This window comes from Serratia sp. CoH_122_TC_1 (assembly GCF_058191755.1).
Genome location: NZ_JBXWLA010000015.1, coordinates 13,482 through 25,150, shown reverse-complemented (window position 1 = coordinate 25,150; position 11,669 = coordinate 13,482). Strand labels below are relative to the sequence as shown.

The 11,669-nt window shown below is 54.3% G+C and carries 10 protein-coding genes; 9 read left to right on the top strand and 1 reads right to left on the bottom strand.

Annotated elements, in window-relative coordinates; translation table 11 throughout:
* The first annotated feature begins 31 nt into the window (after positions 1-31).
* From AC2FC2_RS18645 to nei, 4 genes are read left to right on the top strand one after another with little or no spacing between them, the layout of a single operon-like run.
* Positions 32-763 carry a DUF969 domain-containing protein gene (locus AC2FC2_RS18645; protein ID WP_209636277.1) on the top strand — a complete coding sequence of 244 codons (732 nt, stop codon included), beginning with the start codon at positions 32-34 and terminating at the stop codon, positions 761-763.
* Entirely contained in the window at positions 760-1,779 is a 1,020-nt protein-coding gene (locus AC2FC2_RS18640; RefSeq protein ID WP_209636275.1) for a DUF979 domain-containing protein, read from the top strand. Before AC2FC2_RS18645 ends, AC2FC2_RS18640 begins: the two co-directional genes overlap by 4 nt.
* A gap of 9 nt (positions 1,780-1,788) precedes the next feature.
* Entirely contained in the window at positions 1,789-2,433 is a 645-nt protein-coding gene (gene pcp, locus AC2FC2_RS18635; protein WP_490659706.1) for a pyroglutamyl-peptidase I, read from the top strand.
* A gap of 56 nt (positions 2,434-2,489) precedes the next feature.
* A complete protein-coding gene (gene nei, locus AC2FC2_RS18630; RefSeq protein WP_490659705.1) occupies positions 2,490-3,281 on the top strand; it encodes an endonuclease VIII in 792 nt (263 codons plus the stop codon).
* 59 nt (positions 3,282-3,340) lie between these two features.
* Here the strand turns inward: nei and AC2FC2_RS18625 are convergent, their stop codons facing one another.
* The gene (locus AC2FC2_RS18625; protein ID WP_209636268.1) at positions 3,341-4,633 is read right to left on the bottom strand and encodes a citrate synthase; all 1,293 of its coding nucleotides are present in this window, start codon (positions 4,631-4,633) and stop codon (positions 3,341-3,343) included.
* A gap of 733 nt (positions 4,634-5,366) precedes the next feature.
* Between AC2FC2_RS18625 and sdhC the strand changes: the two genes are divergently transcribed.
* From sdhC to sucA, 5 genes are all read left to right on the top strand, one after another.
* Positions 5,367-5,756, top strand: a complete 390-nt coding sequence (gene sdhC, locus AC2FC2_RS18620; protein ID WP_020825671.1) for a succinate dehydrogenase cytochrome b556 subunit — start codon at positions 5,367-5,369, stop codon at positions 5,754-5,756.
* Positions 5,750-6,097: a succinate dehydrogenase membrane anchor subunit gene (gene sdhD, locus AC2FC2_RS18615; RefSeq protein ID WP_209636266.1), complete on the top strand. Its 348-nt coding sequence runs from the start codon at positions 5,750-5,752 to the stop codon at positions 6,095-6,097. Before sdhC ends, sdhD begins: the two co-directional genes overlap by 7 nt.
* A 1-nt stretch (position 6,098) precedes the next feature.
* Positions 6,099-7,865 (top strand): succinate dehydrogenase flavoprotein subunit, encoded by a 1,767-nt coding sequence (sdhA, locus tag AC2FC2_RS18610; RefSeq protein ID WP_209636264.1) that lies wholly within the window; start codon positions 6,099-6,101, stop codon positions 7,863-7,865.
* A gap of 16 nt (positions 7,866-7,881) precedes the next feature.
* Entirely contained in the window at positions 7,882-8,598 is a 717-nt protein-coding gene (locus AC2FC2_RS18605; protein ID WP_209636262.1) for a succinate dehydrogenase iron-sulfur subunit, read from the top strand.
* 261 nt (positions 8,599-8,859) lie between these two features.
* Complete coding sequence (sucA, locus tag AC2FC2_RS18600; RefSeq protein WP_265554873.1) at positions 8,860-11,667, top strand: 2-oxoglutarate dehydrogenase E1 component; 2,808 nt, start codon at positions 8,860-8,862, stop codon at positions 11,665-11,667.
* Positions 11,668-11,669: the final 2 nt, after the last annotated feature.

The following is an 11,669-nucleotide window of genomic DNA, read 5'->3' as shown; positions in this document are numbered from 1 at the left end:
AAAAACTATTAGAAATTATCGAGGGAATACTATGGAACAGGCCGTTAACCTCTGGCCATTGATTGGCATTGCCGCCATCGTGGTTGGATTTGTTTTACGCTTTAACCCCGTGCTGGTGGTGATTGTCGCCGGCATCATCACCGGGCTGGCGGCACTGATGCCGCTAGACGTGATCCTGGAAAAACTGGGTGAAGGCTTCCTCAATACCCGTAACCTGCCGCTGATCTTGTTACTGCCATTGGCGGTAATTGGTTTGCTGGAGCGCCACGGGTTGAAAGAGCGCGCGCAGGCGTGGATCGCCAAGATCAAGAGTGCCACCGCAGGACGGTTGTTGATCGTCTATCTGTTTGTTCGTGAAATCACCGCAGCCATGGGGCTGACCAGCCTGGGCGGGCATCCGCAAATGGTGCGTCCATTGTTGGCGCCGATGGCTGAAGGGGCAGCAGAAAACCGCTACGGCGAATTGCCGGAACGTACGCGCCACCGTCTGCGTGCCATGTCTGCTGCTACGGATAACGTCGGGTTGTTCTTTGGTGAGGATATTTTTGTGGCTTTCGGTGCCATTATCTTCATGCACAACTTTATGCTGGAGTCCGGTGGTATTCAGACCGAGCCATTGCATATCGCACTTTGGGGTATCCCGACGGCCATCTTTGCTTTCCTGATCCATTCATTCCGGCTTTATCGGATGGATAAACAGCTCAGCGCCGAATTGGCGCAACTCAATCAGGCGGCGCTGCAGGCTAAAGGGGATGCTCAATGACTTTCCAACAACAATATCTCTATTGGCTGGCCGGTGTCGTGCTGTTGATCGTGGCGGTGATGTCTTTCCGCGATCGTGCCAATCCACGCCGCATTACCACAGGTTTGTTCTGGGCGCTGTATGGCCTGGTGTTCCTGGTTGGCGACTGGACTTATCGTCTGTTAGGTGACGTGCTGGGTGAAGGCAGCAACGAGAAACGCATGCTGCACATCATTGTCGGTGTGGTGGTCGTGATCATGGCGTTGATCGCCGGTTTTGGCGGTGTACGCCTGGGTAGCTATCATCAGCGTACTCCACAACAGCGCGAAGAAAGTGCCAAGCGCCTGGGGAACCGGCTGTTTATTCCCGCATTGGCCATCCCGGTAGTGACGGTCGTGGGTGTGCTGCTGTTTAACAATATTCCTGCGCTGCAAACCGCGGTATTCGGCAGCGGCAATCACGCAACCTTGATTACGCTGTTCTCGATGACCGCCGGTTGTTTGCTTGGCCTGGTTATCGCCGTGAAAATGACGCATGAAAAAGTGCTGCAACCGATCCAGGAAGCGCGTCGCCTGTTGGACTCCATCGGTTGGGCGTTTATTTTGCCGCAAATCCTCGCCACGCTGGGCCTGTTGTTTACCGCAGCCGGTGTCGGCACGGCCATTTCTCATCTGACCCAGGAGTATCTGGCGGTCGACAATCGCTTTATTGCCGTTGCGGTTTACGCTATCGGTATGGCGTTGCTGACGATGGTGATGGGCAATGCCTTTGCGGCTTTCCCCATTGTTACCGCAGGTATCGGTATTCCGATTCTGGTGTTACAGCATGGGGGTAATCCGGCAGTCATGGCGGCTATCGGTATGTTTTCCGGCTATTGCGGCACGCTGATGACGCCAATGGCTGCTAACTTTAATATTGTACCGGCGGCGTTATTGGAATTGCCGGACAAGAATGCGGTGATCAAAGCGCAGGTACCGACTGGGGTGCTGCTGCTGCTGGTTAACGTATTCCTGCTTTATTTCCTGATGTTCCTGTAAGGAGAACGCATGCAAAAGGTATTGATCACGGGTTTTGAACCCTTTGGCGGCGAACGCGTTAATCCTTCGTGGGAAGTGGTCAAGCAACTCAATGATATGGAATTGGCTGGTGCGCGCATTATTGCGCGCCAACTGCCCTGCGTGTTCGGCGCGGCGTTGGACACGCTGAATGCCGCGATCGATGAGGTACAACCCGTGATGGTGCTGGCTATCGGGCAGGCGGGTGGGCGCACCGATATAACCCTCGAACGGGTGGCGATCAACATCGATGATGCGCGTATCCCCGATAATCAGGGGCAACAGCCAATAGACGAAGCTATCGTTGCAAGCGGGCCGGCAGCCTATTTCAGCACGTTGCCGATCAAGGCAATGGTGAACTCGATGCGTGAAGCCGGTATTCCGGCCTCAGTGTCACAAACGGCCGGGACCTATGTCTGCAACCACGTGATGTACGGCTTGTTGCACCGCTTGAGTGACCAACAGGCAATCAAGGGTGGGTTTATTCATATCCCTTATCTGCCGGAACAGGCGGCGGCGCACCCTGGTGCGCCGAGCATGGCCGCGAACACGGTGTTGTTTGCCCTCGAGCTGGCGATTTCCATTGCATTGCAGGTGGAACATGATTTGAAAGTGATTGGCGGTGCGACACACTAACACCCGTCATACCCCGGTGCGGCTTGCTGCGCCGGGGCTTATTCAGGAGTTTTCATATGCCGGAAGGACCGGAAATTCGCCGGGCGGCAGATGCGCTGGCGGCGGCGGTGCTAGACCAACCGCTGACCGAGGTCGGTTTTGCTTTCCCGCAACTTAAACATTATCGCAATCAGCTAATTGGCGAACGCATAGTCGCTATTGAACCGCGTGGCAAGGCGCTGTTAACCCATTTTTCAAACGGATTGACGCTGTATAGCCATAACCAATTGTATGGCGTATGGAAGGTGGTGAACGCGGGGGAGATGCCTGAAACCAAACGGGATCTGCGTGTAAGGCTTGAAACGGCGGAGCGGGCAATTCTGTTGTACAGCGCTTCGGATATTACCGTTGGACCGCGTGAAGAGATAGAACAGCACCCGTTTTTAAAGCGCATTGGCCCTGACGTGTTGGACATGACGCTGACAGTGGCGGCAGTGGAGCTGAGACTCTTGTCGCCTGCATTTCGCCGCAGACAACTGGGCGGCATGTTGCTCGATCAAGCTTTTCTCGCGGGGTTAGGTAACTATCTGCGCGCTGAAATTCTTTGGCAGGCAGAATTGGCACCTCACCATAAGCCGCAAGATCTGCCGCCTGACGTTTTACAGCGGCTGGCGGAAGCTTTACTGGCGGTGCCGCGATTGTCTTACCAAACGCGCGGGCAGGTGGATGAAAACCGCCACCATGGTGCGCTGTTCAGTTTTAAAGTATTCCACCGCAATGGCGAACCTTGTGAGCGTTGCGGTGCGATGATCGTGCGTACTTCATTGTCGTCCCGACCTTTCTATTGGTGTCCGGGATGTCAGAAATAGCAAAAAAATGCCGCCCATTGGGGCGGCATTTTAGTGGCAATACGTAGGGTAAAGCGGCGTTACTTGTTTTTCAGCTGGGACGTGAAGTCGCGTTCGGCATAACCGGTGTACAACTGACGTGGACGGGCAATCTTGATGCCTTCGTCGTGCATTTCGTTCCAGTGTGCGATCCAGCCGATAGTTCGGGCGATAGCGAAGATAACGGTAAACATGGAAGAAGGAATACCCATCGCCTTCAGGATGATACCTGAATAGAAGTCGACGTTCGGGTACAGTTTCTTCTCGATGAAGTACGGGTCGTTCAGCGCGATGTGTTCCAGCTCCATCGCCACTTCCAACAGGTTATCGTCCTTCTTGTTCAGCTCTTTCAGCACTTCGTGACAGGTTTCACGCATCACGGTGGCACGTGGGTCGTAATTCTTGTACACGCGGTGGCCAAAGCCCATCAGACGGAATGAGTCGTTTTTGTCTTTGGCACGCTTGATGAACTCAGGGATGTGCTCAACGGTTTTGATCTCTTCCAGCATTTTCAGTGCGGCTTCGTTGGCACCGCCATGTGCTGGTCCCCACAGTGAAGCAATACCGGCAGCAATACAGGCAAACGGGTTAGCGCCTGAAGAGCCTGCGGTACGTACGGTTGAGGTGGACGCATTTTGCTCGTGGTCTGCGTGCAGGATCAGGATGCGATCCATAGCGCGTTCCAGCACCGGGTTCACCACGTATTCTTCACACGGAGTCGCGAACATCATATGCAGGAAGTTGCCGGCGTAGGACAGATCGTTGCGAGGGTAAACGAACGGCTGGCCCAGAGAATATTTGTAACACATGGCTGCCACGGTAGGCATTTTGGACAGCAGGCGGAACGCGGTGATTTCGCGGTGGCGCTCGTTGTTAACGTCCAGTGCATCGTGGTAGAACGCCGCCAGGGCACCTGTTACACCGCACAGCACGGCCATTGGGTGTGAGTCACGACGGAAACCACGGAACAGATGGGTGATCTGGTCGTGGATCATGGTGTGGCGGGTGACGGTCGTTTTGAAGGTCTCAAACTCTTCGGCAGTCGGGGTCTCGCCGTACAGCAGGATGTAGCATACTTCCAGATAGGAAGATTCTTTCGCCAACTGTTCGATTGGGAAGCCACGATGCAGCAGTATGCCTTTGTCACCGTCGATAAAGGTGATTTTGGATTCGCAGGAAGCGGTAGAGGTAAAGCCGGGATCAAACGTGAAATAACCTTTGGAGCCCAGGGCGCGGACATCAAGGACATCGGGGCCCAGTGTCGGGGATAATACGCCCAGTTCGATTGGAGCTTCACCATCGTTAATGGTTAGCGTCGCTTTCTTATCAGTCATTTACAGTCTCCTTTGCGCCTTATTTTAAAAACCTCTAACAACTGAAATACCTTAATTCTCCTCAGGTTGCCCGCAAAAAATGGTGCGGACGCTAACTCTGTGAGCGACTGCGCAATTGCGCGGGTAGGGTACAGAGTGCTAACCAGGCGAACGAGGCGGGTGACCAGTTGTTAACGATTCATCGGAATTCGTTATGTTCTGTTAATCTTACCTACGACGTGTTCGGGGGTTGTTGAACCTATCCCAATAAACTGTTTTCTATGCCTTATTTAATTATGTCTGCGGCAATGTGCTGCAAATATGAACGGCAAAAACCGCCATTGGGATAGGTTCCGCCAAATACACTGTTGCATATCTTGAACACTGGGGGAAGTGTATCTGCTGACCTATAGCGCGTCATAGGGCCGTTTGTGCCCCTATATGTAATGGAATTGTTGATCTCTTGTCAAATCAGATAATTAATTTTGTGCCAATTGTGAAATCCGTGATCTAAATCACTGTTCGGGGGAAATGTTACCAAAGGGATTGTATGGGAATTGTAATCAGAATGTGATCCTCCTATACTGCCGCCAGGTCTCCGGGATACCCTGAAGTAGGAGCACCCAGCGTTATAACTACGCGCCGTTTAAGCACACAGGATGTTGTTGTTTGAGCGCGTGACGTGTGAGGGTTTTGGCTCTTAACGCTGTCTGATCCCCGCCCAGGCCGGAGGAAGGAAAATAATAAGAGCTGTGTGGGCAAAAACGTGAAAAAACAAAGACCTGTCAACCTGGATCTGCAAACGATCCGGTTTCCCGTAACTGCGATAGCGTCCATCTTACATCGAGTCTCTGGCGTAATTACCTTCGTTGCCGTGGGTATCCTCCTCTGGCTGCTGGGCCTGTCTCTCTCTTCCCAAGAGGGTTTCATGCAGGCTGCTGCCATCATGAATAGCTTCGTTGTCAAATTCATATTCTGGGGCATCCTCACTGCACTGGCCTATCACATTTGCGGTGGCATTCGCCATTTGTTAATGGATTTTGGCTATATCGAAGAGAGTTTAGCCGCCGGTACCCGTTCTGCCCAGGTGGCGATCGGTCTGACCGTCGTGCTGTCAGTTCTGGCTGGAGTCCTCGTATGGTAAACAATGTTTCTGCATTAGGACGCAACGGCGTACACGACTGGTTGTTACTGCGTGCTTCCGCTATCGTCATCACCCTGTATGTACTGTATATCCTGGGCTTCTTCGTCACGGCTCCGGATCTCACCTACGAAATCTGGCGCGGTTTCTTCGCCACCTCTATTACGAAAGTGTTCACTGTACTGACGCTGCTGTCGATTCTGGTTCACGCCTGGGTTGGTTTGTGGCAGGTACTGACAGACTATGTCAAACCCGTCGCGGTGCGTCTGGTGTTGCAACTGGCGGTTATTGTCGTGTTGCTGGTCTATTTACTGTACGGAACAATCGTAGTGTGGGGTGCGTAAAATGAAACTGCCGGTCAGAGAGTTTGATGCTGTCGTTATCGGTGCAGGCGGCGCAGGTATGCGCGCGGCACTGCAAATTTCTCAAGCGGGCTCTACTTGCGCCTTGCTGTCAAAAGTCTTCCCGACCCGTTCCCATACCGTGTCTGCTCAGGGGGGTATTACCGTAGCCCTGGGTAACAACCACGAAGATAACTGGGAATGGCATATGTATGACACGGTGAAAGGCTCTGATTATATCGGTGACCAAGACGCCATTGAATATATGTGTAAAACCGGCCCTGAAGCCGTTCTGGAACTGGAACATATGGGGCTGCCGTTTTCTCGTACGGATGATGGCCGCATCTATCAGCGTCCATTCGGCGGCCAGTCACTGAACTTCGGTGGCGAGCAGGCGGCCCGCACTGCGGCGGCAGCTGACCGTACCGGTCACGCGTTGCTGCATACCCTGTATCAACAGAACCTGAAAAACCACACCACTATCTTCTCCGAGTGGTACGCGCTGGATCTGGTGAAAAACCAGGATGGTGCGGTCGTCGGTACCACGGCTATCTGCATTGAAACCGGTGAAGTGGTGTACTTCAAAGCCAAAGCTACCGTGTTGGCAACCGGCGGCGCAGGCCGTATTTACCAGTCCACCACTAACGCACATATCAATACCGGTGACGGTGTTGGCATGGCAATTCGTGCCGGCGTGCCCGTGCAGGACATGGAAATGTGGCAGTTCCACCCGACCGGCATCGCTGGCGCGGGTGTCTTGGTGACCGAAGGTTGCCGTGGCGAAGGCGGTTATCTGCTGAATAAACACGGCGAGCGTTTCATGGAGCGCTATGCGCCGAACGCTAAAGACCTGGCTGGTCGCGACGTGGTTGCTCGTTCGATCATGATTGAAATCCGCGAAGGCCGTGGTTGTGACGGTCCGTGGGGCCCGCACGTCAAACTGAAGTTGGATCACCTGGGCAAAGAAGTCCTGGAATCCCGCCTGCCGGGTATTCTGGAACTGTCGCGTACTTTCGCTCACGTCGATCCAGTGAAAGAACCTATTCCCGTTATTCCAACCTGTCACTACATGATGGGCGGTATTCCGACCAAAGTGACTGGCCAGGCGCTGACTGTGAACGAAAAAGGCGAAGATGTTGTGATCCCGGGCCTGTTCGCCGTTGGCGAAATTGCCTGTGTATCCGTGCATGGCGCCAACCGTTTGGGTGGCAACTCGTTGCTGGACCTGGTGGTGTTCGGTCGTGCTGCCGGTATGCATCTGCAGGAGTCGATGGCAGAGCAGGGCGCAAGCCGTGATGCCAGTGAATCTGATGTGGAAGCGTCACTCGACCGTCTGAACCGCTGGAACAATACCCGTTCAGGTGAAGATCCGGTTGAAATCCGTAAGGCACTGCAAGCCTGTATGCAGCACAACTTCTCGGTATTCCGTGAAGGTGATGCGATGGCGAAAGGCCTGGAAGAGCTGAAAGAGATCCGTGAACGTCTGAAGAATGCACGTCTGGATGATACCTCCAGCGAGTTCAACACCCAACGCATTGAATGCCTGGAGTTGGATAACCTGATGGAGACCGCGTATTCCACCGCCGTGTCGGCCAACTTCCGTACTGAGAGCCGTGGTGCACATAGCCGCTTCGACTTCCCAGAACGTGACGATGCCAACTGGCTGTGTCATTCGCTGTATCAGCCGCAATCGGAAAGCATGACGCGTCGTGAAGTGAACATGCAACCGAAGCTGCGCCCGGCATTCCCGCCGAAAGTGCGTTCTTACTAATTGCGGAGATCGATTGATGAAACTCGAATTTTCAATTTATCGCTACAATCCGGATGTTGACGACGCTCCGCATATGCAGGACTACAGCCTGGAAGCGGAAGAAGGTCGCGACATGATGTTGCTGGATGCCTTGATCCAGCTGAAAGAGAAAGATCCGACCCTGTCGTTCCGCCGCTCTTGTCGTGAAGGGGTCTGTGGTTCCGATGGCCTCAACATGAACGGTAAAAACGGTCTGGCATGTATCACACCGGTCTCGTCGTTGCGTAAAGGCAATAACAAGATTGTGATTCGTCCGTTGCCAGGTTTGCCGGTCGTGCGCGATCTGGTCGTTGATATGGGTCAGTTCTACACCCAGTATGAGAAGATCAAGCCTTACCTGCAGAACGACGGCAAGAACCCACCGGCGCGTGAGCACCTGCAATCGCCGGAGCAACGCGCCAAGCTGGATGGTCTGTACGAGTGCATTCTGTGTGCATGTTGCTCGACGTCTTGCCCATCGTTCTGGTGGAACCCTGACAAATTCGTTGGCCCGGCTGGCCTGTTGGCGGCGTACCGCTTCCTGATCGACAGCCGTGATACGGAAACGGAAGAACGTTTAGACGATCTGGACGACGCTTTCAGTGTTTTCCGCTGCCATAGCATTATGAATTGTGTCAGTGTATGCCCTAAAGGCTTGAATCCGACGCGTGCTATCGGTCATATCAAGTCCATGTTGCTGCAACGCGGCGCATAAGTGGAATGAGATGCTGCGCCGGGCAGTTTCCGGCGCACGTCGCAAAGGAGGGAGCCTCTAAAAACTGACCAGTGGCTGTGGCAGCATGCAGCCTGGTTCGCCCGCCGGTTTTTAGAGGTTCCTTGTAAGGGACCGCGAGGTCCATAGCAGAACGTACCGTAAAAGTACGTCGAGTGAACCGTTTCTACGGCAAACCGTATCCATCACGGTAATTATGTTAACCACGGCGAAAACTAAAGCTTCAAAGCTTAAGGGATCATGATGCAGAACGGCGCAATGAAGGCCTGGCTGGATTCCTCCTATCTGGCGGGCGCGAACCAGTCTTACATAGAACAGCTCTATGAAGACTTCTTAACCGATCCGGGCTCCGTTGAAGATAGCTGGCGTTCCATTTTTCAACAGCTACCAACCGCGGGTGTAAAACCCGATCAGCTTCACTCTCAAACGCGTGACTACTTCCGCCGCCTGGCGAAAGACTCTGCGCGTTATAACACCACCATCAACGATCCAGACACCGACGCCAAACAGGTCAAGGTACTGCAGCTGATTAACGCCTTCCGTTTCCGCGGACATCAGCATGCCAACCTCGATCCGCTCGGTCTATGGCAGCGGGAGCAAGTTCCTGACCTTGAACCTGGCTACCATAACCTGACCGAAGCCGACTTCCAGGAAACCTTCAACGTGGGTTCTTTCGCCATCGGCAAAGAAACCATGAAACTGGGCGACCTGTATGCTGCGCTGAAGCAGACCTACTGCGGTTCGATCGGTGCTGAATACATGCACATCACCAATACCGAAGAGAAACGCTGGATCCAGCAGCGTATCGAATCGGTCGTGGGTCACGCCAGCTTTACCAACGACGAGAAACGCCGTTTCCTGAACGAGCTGACCGCTGCGGAAGGCCTGGAACGCTACCTGGGTGCCAAGTTCCCGGGGGCGAAGCGCTTCTCGCTGGAAGGCGGCGATGCGCTGGTGCCGATGCTGAAAGAGATGGTGCGTCACGCCGGTAAGAATGGCACGCGCGAAGTGGTATTGGGCATGGCCCACCGCGGCCGTCTGAACGTGCTGATCAACGTACTGGGTAAAAAACCTGCCGACCTGTTCGACGAGTTTGCTGGCAAGCATAAAGAACACCTCGGTACCGGTGACGTGAAATATCACCAAGGCTTCTCCTCCGACGTAGAAACCGAAGGCGGCATGGTTCACCTGGCGCTGGCGTTTAACCCGTCGCACCTGGAGATCGTCAGCCCAGTGGTTATGGGTTCTGTACGTGCTCGTCGTGACCGTCTGGATGAAGCGCGCAGCAATATGGTACTGCCAATCACTATCCACGGTGATGCCGCCATTACTGGCCAGGGTGTAGTTCAGGAAACGCTGAACATGTCTCAGGCTCGCGGCTATGAAGTGGGTGGTACGGTTCGTATCGTGATTAACAACCAGGTTGGTTTCACCACCTCCAACCCGTTGGATGCGCGTTCAACCGAATATTGTACCGACATTGCCAAGATGGTGCAGGCGCCGATCTTCCACGTGAATGCTGACGATCCTGAAGCGGTGGCCTTTGTTACCCGTCTGGCGTTGGATTTCCGTAACACCTTCAAACGTGACGTGATGATCGATCTGGTTTGCTACCGTCGCCACGGGCATAACGAGGCCGATGAGCCAAGTGCAACCCAGCCGGTGATGTACCAGAAGATCAAAAAACACCCTACGCCGCGCAAGCTTTATGCTGACGTGCTGACTGAACAAAAAGTCGCCACGCTGGAAGATGCCACGGAAATGGTCAACCTGTATCGTGATGCGCTCGACCGCGGTGACTGCGTGGTTGAAGAATGGCGTCCGATGAACCTGCACTCCTTTACCTGGTCGCCGTACCTCAACCACGAATGGGACGAAGAGTACCCAAGCAAAGTTGAAATGAAGCGCCTGCAGGAACTGGCCCGTCGCATCAGTACCGCGCCGGAAGCGATCGAAATGCAATCACGCGTAGCGAAAATCTACGGTGACCGCGCAGAGATGGCAGCAGGTAGTAAAGCGTTCGACTGGGGCGCAGCGGAAACGCTGGCTTACGCGACTTTGGTTGACGAAGGCATTCCAATCCGCCTTTCCGGTGAAGATGCCGGTCGCGGTACCTTCTTCCACCGTCATGCGGTGGTGCATAACCAGAAAAACGGTTCGGTCTACGTGCCGCTGGCCAATGTCCACAGCGGGCAGGGCGAGTTCAAAGTTTGGGACTCCGTACTGTCTGAAGAAGCCGTACTGGCGTTCGAATATGGCTATGCCACCGCAGAACCACGCACCTTGACGATTTGGGAAGCGCAGTTCGGTGACTTCGCTAACGGCGCTCAGGTGGTCATCGACCAGTTCATCAGTTCCGGCGAGCAGAAATGGGGCCGTATGTGTGGTCTGGTGATGCTGCTGCCGCACGGTTACGAAGGCCAGGGCCCAGAGCACTCATCTGCGCGTCTGGAACGTTACCTGCAGCTGTGTGCTGAGCAGAATATGCAGGTGTGTATCCCATCCACCCCGGCCCAGGTTTACCACATGCTGCGTCGTCAGGCGCTGCGCGGTATGCGCCGTCCGCTGGTGGTGATGTCACCGAAATCTCTGCTGCGTCACCCGCTGGCGACTTCTTCTCTGGATGAGCTGGCTAACGGCACCTTCATGCCGGCGATTGGTGAGATCGACGATCTGGATCCGAAAGCGGTCAAACGCGTGGTGCTCTGCTCCGGTAAGGTCTATTACGATCTGCTGGAACAGCGTCGCAAAAACGACCAGAAAGACGTGGCCATCGTACGTATTGAGCAACTGTACCCGTTCCCGCATCAGGCCCTTCAGGCGGTGCTGGAGAAATATGCTCACGTGCATGATTTCGTCTGGTGTCAAGAAGAGCCGCTGAACCAGGGTGCCTGGTACTGTAGCCAACATAATTTCCGTGAAGTCGTGCCGTTCGGGGCTTCTTTACGTTACGCCGGACGTCCAGCCTCTGCCTCTCCGGCAGTCGGTTATATGTCCGTACACCAGAAGCAGCAGCAGGCTCTGGTTAATGACGCGCTGAATATTGATTAAAG

Bases quoted from the DNA above. Each gene is read 5' to 3' on its own strand.
- AC2FC2_RS18645 (WP_209636277.1), top strand. From the start codon at position 32: ATGGAACAGGCCGTTAACCTCTGGCCATTGATTGGCATTGCCGCCATC.
- AC2FC2_RS18640 (WP_209636275.1), top strand. From the start codon at position 760: ATGACTTTCCAACAACAATATCTCTATTGGCTGGCCGGTGTCGTGCTG.
- pcp (WP_490659706.1), top strand. From the start codon at position 1,789: ATGCAAAAGGTATTGATCACGGGTTTTGAACCCTTTGGCGGCGAACGC.
- nei (WP_490659705.1), top strand. From the start codon at position 2,490: ATGCCGGAAGGACCGGAAATTCGCCGGGCGGCAGATGCGCTGGCGGCG.
- AC2FC2_RS18625 (WP_209636268.1), bottom strand. From the start codon at position 4,633: ATGACTGATAAGAAAGCGACGCTAACCATTAACGATGGTGAAGCTCCA.
- sdhD (WP_209636266.1), top strand. From the start codon at position 5,750: ATGGTAAACAATGTTTCTGCATTAGGACGCAACGGCGTACACGACTGG.
- sdhA (WP_209636264.1), top strand. From the start codon at position 6,099: ATGAAACTGCCGGTCAGAGAGTTTGATGCTGTCGTTATCGGTGCAGGC.
- AC2FC2_RS18605 (WP_209636262.1), top strand. From the start codon at position 7,882: ATGAAACTCGAATTTTCAATTTATCGCTACAATCCGGATGTTGACGAC.
- sucA (WP_265554873.1), top strand. From the start codon at position 8,860: ATGCAGAACGGCGCAATGAAGGCCTGGCTGGATTCCTCCTATCTGGCG.